We start from the raw sequence: 19,793 nt of genomic DNA on the forward strand, positions 1-19,793 counted from the left end.
TGGTTATTCTTCGCGGCTAAACAGCGCGTCGATAAACTCTTGTGTTGCAAATGGACGTAAGTCGTCAATTTTCTCGCCGACACCGATATAACGGATTGGGATCTGGAATTGATCGGCAATCGCGAAAATCACGCCACCTTTAGCGGTACCATCAAGCTTGGTTAAGGTAATGCCCGTGATAGGCGCTACATCACTAAACAACTTGGCCTGACTGATCGCGTTTTGTCCGGTACCCGCATCCAGCGTCAACATGATTTCGTGTGGTGCGCTGTCGTCAATCTTCTTCATCACGCGCACAATCTTGCGCAGTTCTTCCATCAGGTTACTTTTGTTTTGCAAACGGCCTGCGGTATCTGCAATCACCACATCAATGCCGCGCGCTTTCGCCGCTTCAATCGCATCATAAATAACCGAAGCGCTGTCTGCGCCAGTATGCTGAGCAATCACCGGAACTTGGTTACGCTCTCCCCACACTTGTAACTGCTCAACCGCTGCAGCCCGGAAGGTATCGCCCGCAGCCAGCATCACTTTCTTGCCTTGTGCTTGGAACTGTTTGGCAAGTTTGCCAATCGTGGTGGTTTTACCCACACCATTCACGCCCACCATCAAGATCACGTAAGGTTTTTTCTCAGTATCGATCACCAATGGTTGCTCGACCTGAGAGAGAATCTCAGCCATCTCTTCTTTCAGCAGGCCATACAGTGCTTCACCATCACGCAGTTGTTGACGAGAGGCTTTCGCGGTCAAGTTGGTGATGATTTTGGTGGTGGTATCCATCCCCACATCCGCAATCAGCAGCTGCTCTTCGAGCTCTTCGAACAGATCATCATCAATCTTTTTGCCTTTAAACAGGCCAAAGAAACCTGCACCAATATTGGCTTTGGTACGACTCAAACTGCGCTTTAAGCGAGCGAAGAAACTTTCGGTCGGTTTCTCTTGTTCCACAATGCGTGCAGGCTCAACCGCCGTAATTTCTTCTGTTTCTGTTTCTGTTTCTGTTTCTGTTTCTGTTTCTGTTTCTGTTAACGCAGTTTCAGCCTGAATCTCGATAGGTTCAACATCGGGTTGGCTTTGAGGTTCATCCTGCGTTTGAGTATCCGTTGCAGTGGTTTGGCTTTTTTCTTCATCACCAAATCCAAGCCATGACAACAAGCCACGCTTCTTTTTTTCCGTCATCTGGAGCTATCCTGAATCGCTTTATTTGAATACAGACTTTTCTTGGCCATTATCGCGGGCCAGAAAAGAAAAATGACAAAGCAGTGAAAACTTTTTGCTTCGCTTGGTACACTTTGCCCAATTTTTTATGTTAACTCGGGTTGTCCCGCCAATGGCAGACAAGCGAGTTATAGTAACACTTAATTAGCGGTCAAAAAATCTATGCAAAGACGTCGCCAGCCAAACCCATCACAAAAAAAGGCCCCTACAGGGCAAGTTCGGATCATCAGCGGCCTGTGGCGTGGCCGAAAACTGCCCGTACATGATGCGGAAGGGCTACGCCCAACCACCGATAGAGTGAAAGAAACGCTCTTCAACTGGCTCGCTCAGGAAGTGCCAAAGGCTCGCTGTCTTGATCTTTTTGCCGGTTCGGGTGGTTTAGGCTTTGAGTGCGCATCACGCCAAGCCAGTCAAGTGACAATGCTGGAATTGAATCCTCTCGCATTTAACCAGTTGAAAACCAATGTACAGAGCTTGAAAGCGGAAAATATTGAGCTTATTCACATGGATGCACTCGCCTTTCTGCGACAATCAGGCAAACCTTATGACGTGGTGTTTATCGATCCCCCATTCCGACAAGGTTTGTTACAGGAAACCACTCAGTTACTTGAGCAAAACGGTTGGCTCACGCCACAAGCAATGATTTATATTGAGTGCGAAAAAGAGCTGCCACTGACGGAATTACCGCCTCACTGGCATCTGCACCGTGAAAAGAGTGCCGGACAAGTCTGTTATCGGCTGTTTATAAGGGAAGAACAATGAAAGCACTACTCTGGTTAGCCAAAACCGCTATCGGTTTTGTGTGGCTGGTTCTGCTAGTCAACATCATTACCCCATTTCCGGGCAATGCGGCGATTGCACTCTACATCATGACCGCATTCTTGCTCTTCATGCATGGCTTACAAATGCTGATTTTCGTTGGCGCCTTTGGCGATAAAGTGCCGCTGAAACGCTGGGAGAAATGGTCGATACTGATCTTCGGCATTTTTGCCCTGTTGGACATTCGCCGTAAATATATGATGTAAAGAAACCGCCGCAAGGCGGTTTTTTTAATTTCAGCGCTAGAGAATGATTGAAGCAGAGATAAGAGCTTGCGCCGCGAGATAAGTGCTAGAGATAAGCGCATGCCCCAAAGGTAGTGGCCGGCGATAATCATGAATCGCCAGTAAGGTGGCCGAAAGGATATACAACAGGCACCCTAAAAAACCTGCACCAGATGCCAAGCTTGCTTCTTGTAGCCACAGCTCACCGGCCGCCCACGTCATTTGAACCAACATTAATCCCATGATAGTGACAGGAAAAATTAAGGTATCGATTTGAGGCAACAACAAGAAAAACGCCACAATGCTCGCTGCAACTAACAAGGCAGGCAACCACCACACCATGGCTCCTGATAATTGAACCCAAAACGCTTTACTAAAAAACAGTTGAGCAGCTAAAAACAGGACAAAACTGGCTCGATGGTAGCGAACATTCAAACGCGCTCCATGCGCTAACATGGAAACCATCAGTCCCAAAGAGATCCAAATAAGCTCTGACGTAGCATTCACGTTCTGCGTCCAAATGATCAGCACCAATAGAAGCAGGCTGAGAACTCGGAAGAACACCGCTTGTTTCACTTTCTGATGTCCATAAGCAGAAATGCTGATAAACCCCGACAACACGACAGAAATCCAGCTCAACATGCACATCCCCTTAACTCAAACTGCCGCCAGTGTAGGGATCTTACTTTTGATGTCCAGTTGCCGAAGTAAAAAATTGGATCTTGCTAGCGAATCATTCTCTTCACCATTATCGAAAACCCCAATATCTCCACAGAACACAAAATGAAGAAAACCAGAACAAACACATAACAAAAAACAAAATAAATTCAAAAGCCAAATAAGCAAAACAAAAAGAACAAAAAAAACAAAAAAATAACCAATATAAATAAAATTAAAGAATAAAATAAACAAGTAAAAACATAAAGATAAAACAAAAAACAACAACAAAAAGCAATATCTAATGAAAATTAAAACCAATAGTTATATTTAATAAGTAAAGTTAAAAACAACCTCATCAGACCAGATTTAAGATGAGAACAACTATCAACAGACAATGCTATTTTCTCACAAAGTGGTAATTTACAAAAACCTAAGCACCAAGTAGACACAACGCCCCATAAGAGCAATATGAACAAAGATAAACCAACAGGTTAAAACATTAAAATACATTAAAAACAATAATATAAACAAACAAAAGAACAATAAACACTCACACTGATTATGATTAAAACACCTCAAAATCATGCCTTTTCTTTCGATAAAAACCAACATTAAGCCAAAAGAACTGTGTTTTTTTAAAGTTTAGCCTGAGATCTATTGATCAGGCCTGATAAATGTTCTATTCTTTTTTCATAGAATCAGAAACCAATACAGGAGCAGTGTTATGATTTCTTCATCTCAGAAACAAGGACTCGTTATGATCGCAGTAATCATTGGCCTAATGACACTGCCCATGATGTACTAAGTCGCTGTTTATAAATAAAAAAGGACGCAATGCGTCCTTTTTTATTATCGGTCTTTCTATTTATTGAAAATGCTGCGACAACTCTTCCCAATGCCAGTAATAGAACAGCATGGCGCCTAGAGTCATCAAGGTCATCAGCATAAAAGCCAATCGCCAAACAAATTTTCCACTTCTTGGTGTTAACTCATCTTCACACTCTTGGCATACCGCTAGGAAGGCTTTGCGATCTTCTAAGCGGTAATCGTCTTCATGCACAATCTTATTGCGGATTGTCGCCACATAACGAAGCTTTTTAATCACATCATGTGGTAAACGCTCTTCGCAGCTCGTCACGAGTTGATGCAGTCCCTTTCCGTCGGCATGATATTGTTCACGCAATAAAGTTTCGAGCTTGCGTGTACGTAGAACAACTTGTTCAATTTCTGACATTTGCGCCCTCCTGCACTTTATTCGTTAATTGCTTCCTTTCTAACAGCCAGCCTTGCATTATCCAATTGTTAGCCATTGGATGACCGATAAAATGTGAGATCCGCCGAAAATTTCCATCTGACGGCTGCCGGAGTTCTCTTTCTAGTCACAAACTGCTTGGAAAAATACGCCATTCGCTAAAATGACAGCCAGTTTCTATAGGAGGCGGACATGCCCTACACTCTGTTGATCTGTTTAGCTTTATTGATTATTGCTGCACTTTGGCTTTTCAGCCACTTTTACCGTCGCCACATTCATGGAGAAAATGCACCGGAAAAAACGGCCGAGGTGACGATTCTTGATAAACAGGTTATCGACATTCCTAATCCGCTTCCCGGTCAAGACGATCAAGAGTTTTGGATCTATGTACAAAAAGGCCACATTGGGCCTAAACGAGAGTTTCAGGTCGGTGTGCATTATTTTCATGCCTTAAATCCGGGCGATAAAGGCACTCTTACTTATCGTGGCACGCAATTTTTGCATTTTGCTCTAAAACGCTAAGGCAGCAACCAGCGTGTTTTCGGGCTGCGTGAAACCAACCAACTGACCCATAACGATCCCACTCCACTTAGCAATACCCAAAGTGGGATCACCCATGCGGGATGGCCTTGCCACCAGCCATAGGCTTTCATGGGCCATAGAAAAATGGGATGCAATAGATAAATGCCTAAGCTGTATCGACTGACAAAGCTGACGCCTTGCTGCCAACTCAGCGGCAACTTAGAAGCAAAGGCACGCGCCAAAATAAACACCATGCTCGCCATCAATACCACATTGATCGTCTTATATGAAAACCAACGCCCAACGCGGTATGCATGCTCGACCAAACTCAGCGTCACCACAGCCTGTACCGTGATATAAAGTGAGACTAGCCCCATTAAGGTGATAACCAACACACTTCCGCGCTTTAATGAGCATTTTTGATAAAGCAGATACCCAAGCGGTAAATAGCCTGAGAATAACCATAAATCATGACTCCAAGGTCCATCTAACCTTAACAAATAAAGCATAGTGGTTAGCAACCACACCGCCACGAAAGCGTAAAGTGCCGCACTATCCCAGCGTTGCGCGCCCCACTGCAGAAATGGGATCACGAAATAAAGTGGAATAAAGTAATAAAAAAAGCCTAGGTGGTAGTAGGTTTCATGCTGGGGACTGGAGAGTAAGGTTTGCCATATCATGGCACCATCAAACCCCGTCGGACTCCAACCAGATAAAAAAGCGTAGAACAGCGACCAAACCAGAAAAGGGATAAGCACTTTGCCCAGTCGACGCTCTAGGTAATAACGCAGCTCAAACGGCCGACGATCGCTCAACATGAGCGCTCCAGAAATCATAATAAATACCGGTACCGCCCAACGACTTGCTCCATTAACCGTCACCGCGATGAGCCACTCCACGAAAGGGATCTCGCCTAATCTATCTCGATAAGGGGCCAATACATGGATAGCAATCACAGCAACAGCAGCGATCGCTCTTAATAAATCGAAGAAAAAGACTCGTTGCGGCACATTCAGTTCCTACTTTTTCATTGCACTATAAAGACTCTTGAGTGCAGTGAGTGAATGGTGAGTCAATCTCTTGTCAAAGGTCACACTACATTCTCCCTTGATAGTCTGTGGCTATTGAATAAATCAAGAAAAGCAAATTTTCTTCACCTCTCGATGCGCTTATTCTTTCCTCAAGCCGAAAGGTAAAACACATAACTGAGAGGTGTACTATGAATACGAATTTAATTGGTCTTGATACCACACAGAGCGAAAAACTGGCGAATGCGCTCAACCACTTATTAGCAAACTACCAAGTGTTTTACATGAACACTCGTGGTTACCACTGGAATATTCAAGGTAAAGAGTTTTTTGAATTGCACGCCAAATTTGAAGAAATCTACACCGACCTACAACTGAAAATTGATGAATTGGCAGAGCGTATTCTGACACTCAGCGCCAAACCCATGCACAGTTTTAGCGGTTATCTCAAAACAGCACAAATCAAAGAACATACCGACTCCATCGATGGTCGCAGCAGTATGCAAGGACTGTTAGAGGGATTTAGTATTCTGCTTCATCAACAACGCGAGATTCTAGAATTGGCTGGAAATGCTGGCGATGAAGGAACTTCCGCGCTGATGAGCGATTACATCCGCGAACAAGAGAAACTGGTTTGGATGCTTAACGCTTGGCTGAAATAAATACTCGGAGCGATAAACAGGCAAAGCATAAGGTGCAGGAAGGTTAATGAATTTGGTCGGTCAGCCTTTATTACCTACACCCTCAGAGTCGGGCTGGCCGGCCAATCATTAAATAAACCGATTGATGTCCTGGCTCCAACGCTGGGCTTCAATCAATTCTTGGCGAACATCTTCTAGATCAAAACCAAGTAAATCACAACGTTCTTCAACCCCTTGCCAATCCGCTTTTTCAAAACACTCCTCAAGATCGAGTAGCATGCCTAGCGGGCCGTCACGATCCCGCAACGCTTGTTTCACTTCATCAGCCAAAGGAAGCTGTTCCACTAATTGTTCGATAGACGTATCCAACAAGGCGTCCAAAACTGAAAACATGCCAATCAAAAACGCCTGATCACGGTGAGCTTTAAAATGTGGGTGGGTCGACATCAGCTGACAAAATTGCGCTCTTTGCAGTGATAAGTTGTACAGTTCTTTAGGCTTTTTCGATGAAATGTAGGAGGCGACCGCCAAAGAAACAAAAATGCGTAGCTTGTCTTGCCCCAGATAAACCAATGCTTGCCGAAAGGATGAAATCGACACCGAGAGCCGATCCGACATCGTGTTCACAAAGCGCAGTAGCTTGTAGGACAGGGCAATATCTTGCGCCACCAGCCGCTCAACCCGCACATAATCGACCTCAGGCTGACAAACTTCACGAAACAGTTGCATCGCAATCACATGTTCGGGGCTGATGTAGCGCTGCTTGATGATTTCTGGCTTACTGAAAAAATAGCCTTGGAAGAAAGTAAACCCTGCATGACGAGCTTGATGAAATTCATCTTCTGTTTCTACGCGCTCAGCTAAAAAGCGCCGGCGGCTCCCTTGAGCTAAGCGACCACGCACAAATTCACACGCTTTATCGAGCCCCATCGCCATGATATCGATTTTGACGATCTGCACATAAGGCAGAAAACGCTCCCACGCAGGGGAGTAAACAAAATCATCTAACGCCAATAAGTAACCGCGTTGGCTCAGTTCTTGTACTGCCTCGAATAGATCATCCGTTGGCTGACACGTTTCCAGAATTTCCACCACAATCTGCTCACGTGGCAGCGTTAAGGGCAAACGCCGAATCAGGCTTTTATGAGGAAAGTTAATAAAACAACGTGAACGAGCAATACGCGGATTGGTGCCCATTGATAAAAAGTTTTCCACAATCAAGCGGTATGTCGCCCGATCCGCATCCATGTACTCAGGAAACGCGTTTCTTTCTCCATCGCGAAATAGTAACTCATAGCCTAGCGTGTGCCGCTTGGCGTTGAGTATTGGCTGGCGTGCGACATAAGTAGTGTGCATGGATTCCTCAAAGGCTACGAGACTTAAGCTTTGGCGGTAGCCAGTAGCATTCCGCAGCCCATAAACATCGAACCAAACAGTTTATTCATTCGACTCATCACGTTTGGTGAACGGATATAACGGCCTAGTTGCGCCGCTAATGCGGTATAGCCGAACATCACAATCGCATCAATGGTAACGGTTGTCAGGCCGAGAACCAAGAATTGTGACAAATGATTCCCTTGTGGATCAATAAATTGAGGGAATAGTGCCACGAGAAAAACGATGGATTTGGGATTGGTCAAATTGATCAGCACGGCTTTACGCAACAGTGCCAATTGTGATAATTCCGCTTGCGGTGTCACCGCTGCCAATGGCGTTCGATCGCGCCACTTTTGAATCCCTAGCCACAATAAATACGCCGCGCCCACCCATTTAATGATGGTAAAAGCCAATGCCGATTGAGCGACCAAAGCACCAATACCGACCCCAACTAATACAATGTGGCAAGCTAGGCCTATCTGCAGACCAATGATGGCCCCTAATGAATGACGAGTACCATAACTTAAACCGTTACTGATTGAGTTGACCGTACCAGAACCGGGCGCCAGACTAAACACAACCGCAGTAAGCAAATAGGCAAGCCAAACTTGGATATCCATTGCAATTCCTCATTCCTGACTTATGCTAGCCAACAGAGGCTAAACGCAACCGCGCACAACCACATCGCCAACTTATGAACCTTGAAAAAAACCTTACCCCTTATACGCAAGAGTCGAGTTTGGAGCAAGCTCTCAACTTTGAGATAGCTCAAGTGTGGCACACTCGCCACGAAGGAACTTATCGCAGTTTTGATAAAAAGCACATTTATTGGTGTAGTCTGCAACATCCAACTCACCAAAAAGCGGTAGTGGTGGTGAATGGGCGCATTGAGTCGGCCTGGAAATACCAAGAGTTGTGCTATGACCTGTTTCGCCAAGGTTTTGATGTATATACCTATGATCACCGCGGGCAAGGGTTGTCGGAACGCCTGACTGAGGATCGACAAATCGGTTACGTGCACGAATTTCAAGATTATGTCGCCGACTTAGCCGGCTTAGTCGAGCACTTTCACCTAGAACGTTACTCACACCGTTTTTTATTAGCGCATTCCATGGGCGGCGCGGTGGTAACCCGCTATGTTCAAACGACCCCCCATCACCCTTTTCATGCTGTAGCACTCACTGCTCCGATGTTTGGCGTAGCGATGCCTTGGTATTTGCGGCCGCTTGCGGTGTTGATCACTCAACTGATGGCCGCGTTCTCAACTAAACCTAGCTATGCCCCGGGTTATGGTCCTTATCATCCCAAACCATTTCCTCTTAACTTGCTCACACACAGCGAGCGACGTTATCACGTATTTCGTGAACTGTATGAAGCGCATCCTGAACTACAAATTGGTGGCCCGAGCCATCGCTGGGTTTGGCAAAGTCTGCTCGCGACCAAGCAATGCTTACAATTAACCCGCCAAATCAAAATCCCAATGTTGATTTTGCAAGCCGGTGAAGAGGCGATTGTGTGTAACCACGCTCAAAACCGGTTGTTTAAAAAACTCATCCGAACCCAAAAGAGTGCCGCTTTACAGGTTATCTCGGGCGCGCGGCATGAACTTCTTTTTGAGCAAGATGCTTACCGAAATCAGGCATTGGCACATATTTTACGCTTTTTCACCACACACTCGGTGAATCAGAAAAATTGAGGAAAAGCGGTGAGAGAGGTTTACCCTCTTTTTCCGCATTTAATTCCACTACACTAATAGGCCTTAGGGTGACGGGTCATCCTGCCTACAGTGAAACATGAGAGTTTTATGACCACTTCAGTACAAAAACAGCTTTATAAAATCGTGGCGTCGGATCTCGACGGTACCTTACTCGCCCCTAACCATCAGTTGAGCGAATTTTCTAAACAGACCCTGAAACAGCTTCATGACCAAGGGTTTACCTTTATTTTCGCCACTGGTCGTCACCATGTTGATGTGGCGGGAATTCGTGAAATTGCGGGCATTCCCGCGTATATGATCACCGCAAACGGCGCACGTGTGCATGACCAAAATGATCAGTTGATGTACAGCAAAAACGTACCGCAAGAGCTGGTACAAGCGATCATCGATGTTGTGAAAGAAGATCCACAGCTGTTCGTTCATCTGTACCGTGATGATGAGTGGATGCTGAATAAAGAAGATGACATTCTGCGCGACTTCCATGAAGACTCGGGGTTTACCTACCGAGTTTTTGATATCAATAACGCACCAACCGACGGTATCGCTAAGATTTTCTTTACTCAAGAAAATCAAGACCATGAACATCTGGTTCAATACGAAACCCTGCTCAATCAACGTTTTGGCGATAAGATCAACGTGGCATTCTCTACTCCTTGGTGCTTGGAGGTGATGTGTGCTGGCGTATCAAAAGGGGATGCACTGCAAGCCGTGGCCGAGTCACTACAGCTGGGCTTGGAAAACTGCATTGCTTTTGGTGATGGCATGAACGATGTTGAGATGCTTTCAATGGCAGGTAAAGGCTTGGTGATGGGTACCGCCCACCCAAAAGTCTTTAACGCCCTTCCTAATAATGAAGTGATCGGCAGTAACGCCGATGATGCGGTGGCGCATTACCTACATCAGCATCTGTTTTAAACCGGTGTAGATCTTAGGGCTCATTCGTCCCCCCAAAAGGCAGCTATGGCTGCCTTTACTTTTTATATCCCCCTGAGTGTTGGGAAAAGTGCGAAACACTTCGCAACCACCCCATACTTGTGTCCGCACTCTGTCAATTGAACCCGATGGTGGTTTAGCTTGTCTGACGCTTTATGCCATAATTTCGGCCACTGAACCTTTCTGTCACTCATTGATATCGAGCCAAAGGAAATGATCCATGAGAGCTTTACCCCTCTGCGCTATTTCACTCACTATGCTGCTGCAAGCCTGTAGTCACCTTTCCTTACCCAGTAATGAACCAGAGCCAGCTCCGATTATCCCTGCGACACTCGATAAGCCCGAAACCATTCAGCCACAAAGTTTTATGCTGCGGGGTGAAGTAGTCGTCGGCCATGAAGTCCAGCGCTTTACGCCTTGTGGCAGCCATCAACAATATTGGCTCAACCTCTCTCCTGAGCAGCTACGCGATGCCCTTGCACTCAGCCGTAGCCCTTATCAACCGCTGTACGGAGAAATCGTCGGTACTCTGCTGCCTCCTAGCCAAACTGGGTTTAATGGCGACTATGTCGCGCGCATTCAGGTGCAAAGCATCAATCAATTAAGCAATGAAAGTCGTGGCTGTGAGCAGCCCGTCACCGCCACCCGAGCGTTTGGCAATGAGCCATTTTGGTCAATGCGTTTTGTAGACGGTGGATTACAGTTCCAACCTATGGGTGGCGAGAAACAGCACTATTCGATTACCCGCACTCAACTGAGCCCCGATCAACGCCGCTACCAGTTTGAAGAGGGAGAACTACGCCTTGAACAGGGTCAATGCCAAGATGGCATGAGCGATAATCTTTACCAGTGGCAGGCCAAACTCTCACTCAAAGGTGGCCAATATCAGGGCTGTGCAACACTCGCCAATATTGACCCAACCTTAGAATGGAGCGGTGTTTATTTTGCCAGCTCCACCGAGCAAACCGGGTTTAGTGTTAGCCTCACGCTGGAGAATGACCACACCGCTCAAACTCGCTATGAGTACGCCAATGGTGAACCGGCGGTGATTGAGCAAGGTTACTGGCAACAGTTGAATCCCAATCAGATCCAAGTGGTCATGACACGCCACCAACAACAGTATTTGATTTCAGAGCGCATTTTTACCCGTGATGGCTACCAGATCACTGCCGAACAAGAGAAGGTCGGCCAGTCGGTTTATCACATCGCAGACGGCGGCTTGGTGCTCTTTCGCTCTATGGTTGAACTCAGTGAGAGTGGCGCCCCCGCAGCCGTAGGACAAGCGGCAATCCACGCACAACAAGTCGCTGGACGTGCCGATTATGAAGAAGAGGTCGATCAAGCAATTCGCCGCTACTTTACCCTACACCAAACCGCGCCAGACCATACTCAATATCGCTGGTTGAAATACGATCTCAATGGCGATGAGCAGCCAGAACTGTTCGTCCAACTGGATTGGTGTGGTACCGGTGGCTGTACTTTATTGATTTTTGAGCAGCAAAATCAGCAATGGCGCTTCAATAGCCGCATCACTCTCGTGCAAAATCCGATTCGGCTAGGCAAACAAACTCACCACGGCTGGCAAGATTTACTGCTCACCGTCAGTGGTGGCGGAGCGAAACCGGCCTTGCACAGCTTGCAGTATAACGGCATCAGCTATCCGACCAATCCGAGCATTGCCCCAGAAGCGTCAATCGAACAAATGAGCCAAGTGGTACTGTTTTCTGATGGGTTATCTCCCCAACAATCCGGTGTCAAACTGTGAGTACCACCTGCCCAAACTGTGGTCTTAAGTTCCAATGTGTGTGCGCAGCGATACCAAAACTTTGCGCGCCCTTTCAACTCTCGCTGCTCACTCACGATAATGAGTGGCAGCGTGAGACCAATACCGGACGCTGGCTTACTCAATCACTCACCGAATGTCATGCTTACACGTGGAGTCGAGTCGCCGCCAACCCAGAGTTACAGGCTCGTATCAGGCAACCTAATACCCGCTCATTTTTGATTTATCCCAGTGAAGAGAGCGTAGAGTTAGAGCACGCACTGTCTACCCTAACTTGCGATGAGAGTGCGCACTTTATCGTGTTGGATGCCACTTGGCAGGAAGCCAGAAAGATGGAGCGAAAAAGCCCTTGGCTTGCCGACCTACCGCGAGTGCATCTATCAACCCAAACACTTTCAGCTTATCGGCTAAGACGCAATCAGCAAGCTGGTCATTTGTGTACGCTCGAAGTGGGGCTCGTATTGCTGCGCCAATTTCACGCCGATCCTCAAGCTGACGCGTTAGAACAGTTTTACCACTATTCTATGAACGCGTTTCAAGCCGACAAAAGCGGCCATCGTTGGATTGAACGCTAAATCACACTTGGCCTAACCTAACCGTGAGGGACGGCCAAGGAAGTAACCTTGTAAGTAATCCACTCCCATATCTTCACTGATGCGACAAACCGTCTGGTTATGCACAAACTCCGCCACAGTTTTCGCATTCAGTACCTGACACAACTTCACCAGTTGTTCAGCAATTCGGCGCTGCTTGATGTCCTGATCAATGTTGCGGATCAAGCTGCCATCGAGCTTAATCACTTGCGGCTCCAGCTTTACAATCTCATCAATATTGGAATAGCCACTGCCAAAGTCATCGACGATGATGGTCGCACCGAGTGAGCGAAAGTGATTACACACTTCGATCATACGCCCGTAGTCTTTGATCTGTTCACTTTCCAGCACTTCCAAGCCCACGCGAGAAGGGTCAGCCATCGATTTTATCGCAGCCTCCAAGTGCTGTAAGGTACGCTCACTCATCAAATCCTGCGGAGAAAGATTGATGGAAAAGGCTTCCGGACGATGGCGCATCATCGTAAAGGTATGGCTAATCATCTGGCGGCTTAAGCGGGTATACAGGTGCGTATCGGTGATGATGGGCAGAAAGTGACCGGGAAGAATAATTTCGCCTTCATCTTCAATCCGCACCAAACATTCATACGAAGCCACCACGTGGCTGCGCGCCTCGCAGATCGGCTGCGCATACACCACCACATCATCACGCAGAACCGCTCGGCTCACGCGCGATAACCAGTTCAGACGATCCTGACGCACGGTTTCTTGTGATTTGAGCCGTGAAGCATTACAGAAATGACGATTGTTATTGAAGGCGTTGCGCCGCGCTTCGATGGCTCGCAGTAACAAATCATCCGGCGTGTGTTCAGCAAAATCACGTTGACTCACTAAACCAGCACATAAGGAAATTGACAGATAATCGACGTTCGGCAACCCCCACGGTTCGAAGTTAACGTGTTCCAGCTGCTCAACAAACTGAGAGAAATGGCTGTGAATGATTTGCTCATCGACTTGAGAACAAAAGACGGTAGCCCACTCCCCAACACCGATCGCGTACAACACACTGCGACCAGCCAGTTGTTGGTCGAGATACGATTGAAATTGATCACTTAAATCGCGCAGCAGCTTATCGCCAACGGGGTAGCCATACTTTTCATTAATCTGATTGAAGTTAGTGACTTTAATCGCAATGAGGTGCTCATGCTCAGCAAACTGCTGTAGGCGCTCACGCAACACAACCCGATTGGGTAAGCCTGTACGACGATCGCGACGGTAACTCGCGGTAAGCAATGAGGTTTGTGCACGGATCTGCTGCGCCAAGTTATCGGTCATGATATCGAGGTCGTGAAAAGCATGACGGATCAAATTGAACAACGGTGAAGTCATCCCTACCGGATAATTCGGTAGCGGTGCCAGTTCAAGATCGCGCAATTCCCCCTCGCGCAATGCCAGAAACGTCATGCTATGGTGCATCACCTGCTGCTGCCCCTGCACATGCAGCAATTCCCCCCAACAGTAACAACCATCGGTAGGAGCCACTGCCTGAAATGGTTTCAACTCATGATTCTCGTTCATGAAATTTAGGCGTAGCGCGCAGTTAAACACCCATACCTGTTGGCATTGTTTAGCTTGCAGTTGTTGCGCTTTAAGGTAAACCTTTTCCAGCGTGAGTGACGGATGGTCAAAACAAAAGCGCACTTCATCTTGCACCGCCAGCGGCCGATCAAAATGCAGCCCACCTTGCACATCTAAGCTCAGTGGCAGGAAAACATCTTGCTGGCGGCATTCGCCCTTCATTAAGGGGAAGCTGTTCAGCCACTCGTGGCAGAGATCAAGCTGCGCCCCAAGATTGCGCTCATACACCACTTCAATCGGCTCATCATCAAGACTCAGGACTCGGTTTCCCTCCACTGCAGTCACGCGATAAGTTCGCCCAACAGGTTGCCACTCGGTGTATCCACCGATGTCCACGAACAAGCCCTCACCATGCAACGCGACCGCAACGCTCGCCTGCTGGTAGCAAGCGTCATCCAGCAGTATCCAACGCCCAGTAGCGGTTTGTTTCGCCGCACCACCAGCAACCGGCACTGCCGTGCCATGCTCCGTGTGTAACGTAAATCGTGGGGCTTGTAAGGTATCCATTTGCTCAGAGAAACAGACCACCGCTTTGGAAGATTCATTCAGTTCCAAGCGGCGAGCCAGATGCTGACCATCCGCAATACAGTCGTCGCTATAAGTGACCACCGCTCGACTAAGATACGTCTGTTCAAAAACCGTTACCTGCAGCAAAGTGGTGTGATAATGGATCTCGCCTTGAAAGATCACCTCTTCGGTACTGCAACCGAGCAAACAAGCCTGTGGATATTGAGCACGAACACATTCGGCGAGCACCAAAACTTGCTCAGCACTCAGTGGCGAAAAGATTTGGACAAGAACCGACTGTCCATAAGGAAGATCCAGAGTCTCAAGCACCGCCCGTGCGGAGGCTAAATCAGAGATGAGACGAGATGCCGTAAACATAAAGAGCTGATAAGTCGGTGAAATGTTTAAGCATTATGCAACGCAAACCTTACCGCAGACCATACTCAATATTTAAGCAATGTAATTTTTGTGACTCGAAAATATGCACTCAGTCAACTATGAACAACAACTGAGATAAGCGATGAATCTCTACATCTGGCAGTACGCTCGCTTTAGCTAGCCGACGAATACTCTGCCCTTGATCGTTAAACCAACAGGCTTGAAAACCATTTTGCCGCGCCCCTAGCACATCGGTTTGTAAATGGTCACCCACATGCAGGATTGAATGGGGCTCAAGATCAAGCTGCTGTGCTGCTTTCGCAAAGAGTTCTGGATAAGGTTTGGCTCGTCCATCTGGACCTGCGCGCAGTACCGATTGGAAATAACCACTTAAACCGATTTTCTCCACCTGCACATTGCCATTGGTGATTGCCATCAGCGGCACCTTAGCCGCCAATTCAGCCAACACGCGGTGGGTTTCTGCTGGCACATTCACTTGATTGCGCCAATACATCACTTCGGTCAGAGTCTCACGCGCAGCTTGTTCCGCCTGAGGTTGGGCATACCCCAATTGCATCAAGCCCAGCTTTACCTGCAAATAACGCCACTCACTCACATCATGACACTGGTCAGGAAAAGCCTGCGCCACTTCGCGCTTGAGTGCTTGCCACCACTCCATAGATCGTGTGACTGCCAATGGGTGATGGGTCAATAACCACTCAGTGGCTTTGGCTTCCACTTGTGCGATGACCGGATGGTTATCGTAAAGCGTATCGTCCAAATCAAACGTAATCGCCTGAATCGGAGCCAGTGAGCGATAAAACAGCATGGTTAATCCTTGTTCTTTTTACGAGCGCGAGGATGCGCCTGATCGTACACCTGAGCCAGATGCTGGAAATCGAGGTGAGTATAGATTTGCGTGGTCGCAATATTTTCATGACCGAGCAACTCCTGCACCGCGCGCAGATTATTACTCGACTCCAACATGTGCGTAGCGAAAGAGTGACGCAGTTTATGCGGGCTAATGTGGCTCGCTACCGCTTGCTTTTGTCCCCATTCTGCCATGCGTTTTTGCACACTACGGTGCGAAATCCGCGTCCCTAACTTCGAAACAAACAGAGCAGGTTCACCACTATCCGCCAACTGGCTACGCAACTTGAGCCACTTCCCCACCCATTCTTGTGCTTGCCCAGCGAACCACACTTTGCGCTCTTTGTTACCTTTACCGATCACGCGGATTTCCCCATCACGCAGATTGATATCTTTCACATCGATCGATACCAATTCCGCCAAACGTAAGCCGGAGCCATACATCAGTTCCATGATCGCACGGTCGCGAATCGAGAGCGGATCATCATCGGTCACTTCCAGCAGTTGCGCCATTTCATCCACATCAAGATTTTTCGGCAGCGGACGCTGCTTACGGGGAGCGGAAACGCCTTTTGCGGGATTGGCCTGCAACTCGCCACGCAAAATCAGAAAGTCGAGAAAACTGCGCAGCGACGATAACCGAGTCGCAATGCTACTGGCTTTCATGCCTTTTCGCTTACCTAGCACCACCAATTGCCGTACCCAACCAGCATCAAGTTGTGACCAGTTAGCCAATCCCATCTGCGCTAAATAACGCGCCATGGTTTCTAACTGCTGTTTGTAATTACGCTGTGTATAGAGACTCAACCCTTTTTCAGTGTGCAGATACGTGTAAAAACGCTCTAGCGGTTGGGCTAACCCATTAGGAAGCGGGATGAGTTCTTCGTTCTTCATCGTGTGATGCCCAAGGTAACGTCTCGATCAGATGTGTTAAGACTAACGCCAAGTGACGTAAAAACAAGGTATCCATGCTCGGTTGAAAGTGGCCGCCATCTTCACTGGCAAAAGCCAAAATACCCAACGGGATCTGACGAGATAACGGCAACACAACGTATGAGCCCATTTCTGGCGCAGGTCTATCGCCGAGCAAACGCTGACGATCTGCTTGCCGTAAACGGCCTAAATAAGCGGGCTTACCATTAAAATGATTGGTCGCAAAACGCTGCCAATCCTCTGTAGCTAAACCATATTTCTCATCATGCCGCTGCATAAGGCGCACGTAAGCACGCAAATTCAACTCACGCGCTTTGGTTTCAATCGCGTGTAACACCGCTTGTAGAGACGAACATTTCAGAATTTGCTCTTGCAGATCCATAAATTCATGGAAGGTGCGATCATTATTCGCGGCAAGCGACATCAAGGCCGTAATCTCCTCTTCGAGATCTTCAATACGCTGACGCTGGCGTGCTAACTGCACATGAGCAAGCGATACGGCTCCCGTTTGGGTTGGCAAAGCCAGTCGCTCAACCAAATAGGCATGATGCTGGAAAAAATCGGGGTGTTCATAAAGATACTCTGCCACCACTTGGGCGGTCAGAGCATCTGCCGTTACCTGAGACAAAATTGAACCTCAATTAGCAAGAGATTTGGCCATCGTAGATATGGGTTGCAGGGCCAGTCATATAGAGTGGTTTACCCGGGCCTTGCCAGCTGATTTCTAGTTCACCACCGGGTAGATGCACACGCACCTGCTCATCCAGCAACCCTTGTAAAATCCCAACCGCGACCGCGCCACAAGCACCACTACCACAGGCTTGAGTTTCACCCGCACCGCGTTCATACACGCGCAGATTGATCTCTTCACGGCTCACTACCTGCATAAAACCGGCGTTGACGCGCTCAGGGAAACGTTCGTGAGATTCCAGAAGCGGTCCTAAGGTTTCTACCGCTGCCGTGCGAATATCTTCCACCACAGTCACCACATGCGGGTTACCCATGCTCACCGCGCCGCAAAACAGGGTGTGTTCACCGACACGCAGAATATAGGTTTTTTCGCTCTGTTTGGCTCGAAATGGGATCTTGCTCGGTTCGAACTCCGGCACACCCATATTCACGGTGATCAGATCTTCCTCTTCCACGTTGAGCACCATCTTGCCTTTTTTGGTGCTGACGTTGATGGTGTATTTGTTGGTTAACCCTTTCATGCGCACAAAGCGGGCGAAACAGCGCGCACCATTGCCACACTGCTCCACTTCGCTGCCATCGGCATTGAAAATTCGGTAATGGAAATCCGATTCTGGATCATAAGGTGCTTCAACCACTAACAGTTGGTCAAAGCCCACTCCGGTATGACGATCCGCCAGACGACGGATCAATTCCGGAGAGAAGAAGACGTTTTGGGTAACGCAGTCAACGACCATAAAGTCGTTACCCAAGCCGTGCATTTTAGAAAAATGGAAATGCATAGAAGATAACTTTACTCTGGTAAAACCGATTCCAACGCCCACAGACTGCTGAGTTCTTCTCGTTGACGCACCAAGTAGGTTTTATTACCATCAACCATCACTTCAGCAACACGGGGACGAGTATTGTAATTTGAAGACATGGTAAAACCATACGCACCAGAAGAGCGCACCGCCAGCAAATCCCCTTCTTCTAGCACTAAGTCGCGATCTTTGCCTAAGAAGTCACTGGTTTCACACACTGGCCCCACCAAATCATAGGTTTGTGCCTCACCTTGGCGTGGACGCAGTGGAATGATGTCTTGCCACGCTTGGTACAGCGCCGGACGAATCAAATCATTCATCGCCGCATCAATGATTGCGAAGTTTTTGTGTTCCGTATGTTTGAGAAACTCAACTTTCGTCACCAGCACACCTGCGTTAGCCGCAATCGCGCGTCCCGGTTCAAAAATCAGTTCCAAATCACGATGGCGCTCAAGGCGATCCAGCAAGGCTTTGGCGTATTCAGAAGGCTGTGGGGGAAGTTCGTCACGATAAACTACGCCTAAGCCACCACCAACGTCCAAATGACGAATATGAATACCTTGCGCTTTGAGCGAATCAATCAACGCCAACAAACGGTCAGTTGCATCAATAAACGGAGCCAGCGCGGTGAGTTGCGAGCCGATATGGCAGTCAATGCCATGCACATCAAGATTCGGCAAGCTGTGCGCGAGGCGATACACTTCTGCAGCGCGATCAAACGTGATGCCGAATTTGTTATCACGCAAACCAGTGGAAATGTAAGGGTGCGTTTTGGCATCCACATCTGGGTTGATGCGCAGTGAAATTGGCGCTTTGACACCCAATTCTGCCGCGACTTTATTCAAGCGATGCAGTTCAGGTTCTGACTCCACGTTAAAGCATTTGATCTTCAATTGCAGCGCACGTTTCATCTCGGCTTCGGTTTTACCAACGCCAGAAAACACCACTTTGCTCGAATCACCGCCCGCCGCCAGTACACGTTCCAATTCACCGACCGAAACGATATCAAACCCAGAGCCTAAACGAGCTAAAGTATTCAATACACCAAGGTTAGAGTTGGCTTTCACGGCATAACAAATCAGGTGCGGGTAACCCCCGACTGACTTATCAAACGCATGCCAATGGCGCTCAAGCGTGGCTCTTGAATAAATATAAAGTGGTGTACCGTACTGGTTTGCCAAATCGGCGAGTGGAACTTGCTCAGCCCACAACTGACCATCTTCCTGATAATTGAAGTAATCCAAAATGCTTT

At 47.8% G+C, this 19,793-nt stretch carries 20 protein-coding genes; 8 read left to right on the forward strand and 12 right to left on the reverse strand.

Going from position 1 to position 19,793, the window contains the following annotated elements:
- Positions 1-3: 3 nt before the first annotated feature.
- Positions 4-1,176, reverse strand: a complete 1,173-nt coding sequence (gene ftsY / locus MKA69_RS03915) for a signal recognition particle-docking protein FtsY (protein ID WP_305847532.1) — start codon at positions 1,174-1,176, stop codon at positions 4-6.
- Between the two features lie 201 nt (positions 1,177-1,377).
- On the opposite strand from ftsY, the gene rsmD reads away from it, so the two are divergent.
- Together rsmD and MKA69_RS03925 are read left to right on the forward strand one after the other, a co-directional pair.
- Positions 1,378-1,977, forward strand: coding sequence for a 16S rRNA (guanine(966)-N(2))-methyltransferase RsmD (gene rsmD / locus MKA69_RS03920; protein WP_001189761.1), 600 nt, complete (start codon positions 1,378-1,380; stop codon positions 1,975-1,977).
- A complete protein-coding gene (locus MKA69_RS03925) occupies positions 1,974-2,240 on the forward strand; it encodes a DUF1145 domain-containing protein (RefSeq protein ID WP_000645844.1) in 267 nt (88 codons plus the stop codon). The genes rsmD and MKA69_RS03925 overlap by 4 nt, the downstream gene beginning before the upstream one ends.
- Positions 2,241-2,276: 36 nt before the next feature.
- On the opposite strand, the gene MKA69_RS03930 is transcribed toward MKA69_RS03925, so the two are convergent.
- Together MKA69_RS03930 and MKA69_RS03935 are read right to left on the reverse strand one after the other, a co-directional pair.
- Positions 2,277-2,906, reverse strand: a complete 630-nt coding sequence (locus MKA69_RS03930; RefSeq protein ID WP_305847533.1) for a lysoplasmalogenase — start codon at positions 2,904-2,906, stop codon at positions 2,277-2,279.
- Positions 2,907-3,783: 877 nt separating this feature from the next.
- On the reverse strand, positions 3,784-4,152 hold the full coding sequence (locus tag MKA69_RS03935; RefSeq protein WP_055052246.1) for a hypothetical protein: 369 nt from the start codon (positions 4,150-4,152) through the stop codon (positions 3,784-3,786).
- Positions 4,153-4,362: 210 nt separating this feature from the next.
- On the opposite strand from MKA69_RS03935, the gene MKA69_RS03940 reads away from it, so the two are divergent.
- The gene (locus tag MKA69_RS03940; RefSeq protein ID WP_055052245.1) at positions 4,363-4,692 is read left to right on the forward strand and encodes a DUF2500 domain-containing protein; all 330 of its coding nucleotides are present in this window, start codon (positions 4,363-4,365) and stop codon (positions 4,690-4,692) included.
- Here the strand turns inward: MKA69_RS03940 and MKA69_RS03945 are convergent.
- Positions 4,689-5,702, reverse strand: a complete 1,014-nt coding sequence (locus MKA69_RS03945) for an acyltransferase (protein WP_305847534.1) — start codon at positions 5,700-5,702, stop codon at positions 4,689-4,691. The genes MKA69_RS03940 and MKA69_RS03945 overlap by 4 nt on opposite strands.
- A gap of 209 nt (positions 5,703-5,911) precedes the next feature.
- On the opposite strand from MKA69_RS03945, the gene MKA69_RS03950 reads away from it, so the two are divergent.
- Positions 5,912-6,382 carry a Dps family protein gene (locus MKA69_RS03950; protein ID WP_001095476.1) on the forward strand — a complete coding sequence of 157 codons (471 nt, stop codon included), beginning with the start codon at positions 5,912-5,914 and terminating at the stop codon, positions 6,380-6,382.
- A 108-nt stretch (positions 6,383-6,490) separates the two neighbouring features.
- Here MKA69_RS03950 and MKA69_RS03955 read toward each other — a convergent pair whose 3' ends face one another.
- Both MKA69_RS03955 and rhtB read right to left on the reverse strand, forming a co-directional pair.
- Positions 6,491-7,717: an EAL and HDOD domain-containing protein gene (locus tag MKA69_RS03955; protein WP_000557639.1), complete on the reverse strand. Its 1,227-nt coding sequence runs from the start codon at positions 7,715-7,717 to the stop codon at positions 6,491-6,493.
- A 23-nt stretch (positions 7,718-7,740) separates the two neighbouring features.
- The gene (gene rhtB, locus MKA69_RS03960) at positions 7,741-8,358 is read right to left on the reverse strand and encodes a homoserine/homoserine lactone efflux protein (RefSeq protein WP_055028149.1); all 618 of its coding nucleotides are present in this window, start codon (positions 8,356-8,358) and stop codon (positions 7,741-7,743) included.
- 74 nt (positions 8,359-8,432) lie between these two features.
- Between rhtB and MKA69_RS03965 the strand changes: the two genes are divergently transcribed.
- The 4 genes from MKA69_RS03965 (at position 8,433) to MKA69_RS03980 (ending at position 12,746) form a co-directional block, all read left to right on the forward strand.
- On the forward strand, positions 8,433-9,434 hold the full coding sequence (locus MKA69_RS03965; RefSeq protein ID WP_305847535.1) for an alpha/beta fold hydrolase: 1,002 nt from the start codon (positions 8,433-8,435) through the stop codon (positions 9,432-9,434).
- 108 nt (positions 9,435-9,542) lie between these two features.
- Positions 9,543-10,370, forward strand: a complete 828-nt coding sequence (locus MKA69_RS03970) for a Cof-type HAD-IIB family hydrolase (protein ID WP_055030446.1) — start codon at positions 9,543-9,545, stop codon at positions 10,368-10,370.
- A 238-nt stretch (positions 10,371-10,608) separates the two neighbouring features.
- Entirely contained in the window at positions 10,609-12,153 is a 1,545-nt protein-coding gene (locus tag MKA69_RS03975; RefSeq protein ID WP_001202336.1) for a COG3650 family protein, read from the forward strand.
- Entirely contained in the window at positions 12,150-12,746 is a 597-nt protein-coding gene (locus MKA69_RS03980) for a tRNA-uridine aminocarboxypropyltransferase (protein WP_055035367.1), read from the forward strand. Before MKA69_RS03975 ends, MKA69_RS03980 begins: the two co-directional genes overlap by 4 nt.
- 12 nt (positions 12,747-12,758) lie before the next feature.
- On the opposite strand, the gene MKA69_RS03985 is transcribed toward MKA69_RS03980, so the two are convergent.
- The 6 genes from MKA69_RS03985 to lysA form a co-directional block, all read right to left on the reverse strand.
- Complete coding sequence (locus MKA69_RS03985; RefSeq protein ID WP_305847536.1) at positions 12,759-15,245, reverse strand: EAL domain-containing protein; 2,487 nt, start codon at positions 15,243-15,245, stop codon at positions 12,759-12,761.
- Between the two features lie 109 nt (positions 15,246-15,354).
- Complete coding sequence (yigB, locus tag MKA69_RS03990) at positions 15,355-16,074, reverse strand: 5-amino-6-(5-phospho-D-ribitylamino)uracil phosphatase YigB (RefSeq protein WP_305847537.1); 720 nt, start codon at positions 16,072-16,074, stop codon at positions 15,355-15,357.
- Between the two features lie 2 nt (positions 16,075-16,076).
- Positions 16,077-17,009, reverse strand: a complete 933-nt coding sequence (gene xerC / locus MKA69_RS03995; protein ID WP_000786970.1) for a tyrosine recombinase XerC — start codon at positions 17,007-17,009, stop codon at positions 16,077-16,079.
- Positions 16,978-17,676 carry a DUF484 family protein gene (locus MKA69_RS04000; RefSeq protein ID WP_055028144.1) on the reverse strand — a complete coding sequence of 233 codons (699 nt, stop codon included), beginning with the start codon at positions 17,674-17,676 and terminating at the stop codon, positions 16,978-16,980. The genes xerC and MKA69_RS04000 overlap by 32 nt, the downstream gene beginning before the upstream one ends.
- Before the next feature lie 13 nt (positions 17,677-17,689).
- Entirely contained in the window at positions 17,690-18,520 is an 831-nt protein-coding gene (gene dapF, locus MKA69_RS04005) for a diaminopimelate epimerase (protein WP_000545412.1), read from the reverse strand.
- Positions 18,521-18,531: 11 nt separating this feature from the next.
- Positions 18,532-19,785 carry a diaminopimelate decarboxylase gene (lysA, locus tag MKA69_RS04010; protein ID WP_305847538.1) on the reverse strand — a complete coding sequence of 418 codons (1,254 nt, stop codon included), beginning with the start codon at positions 19,783-19,785 and terminating at the stop codon, positions 18,532-18,534.
- Positions 19,786-19,793 lie beyond the last annotated feature (8 nt).

This window comes from Vibrio sp. AH4 (genome assembly GCF_030710545.1).
Taxonomy (GTDB): Bacteria; Pseudomonadota; Gammaproteobacteria; order Enterobacterales; family Vibrionaceae; genus Vibrio; species Vibrio metoecus.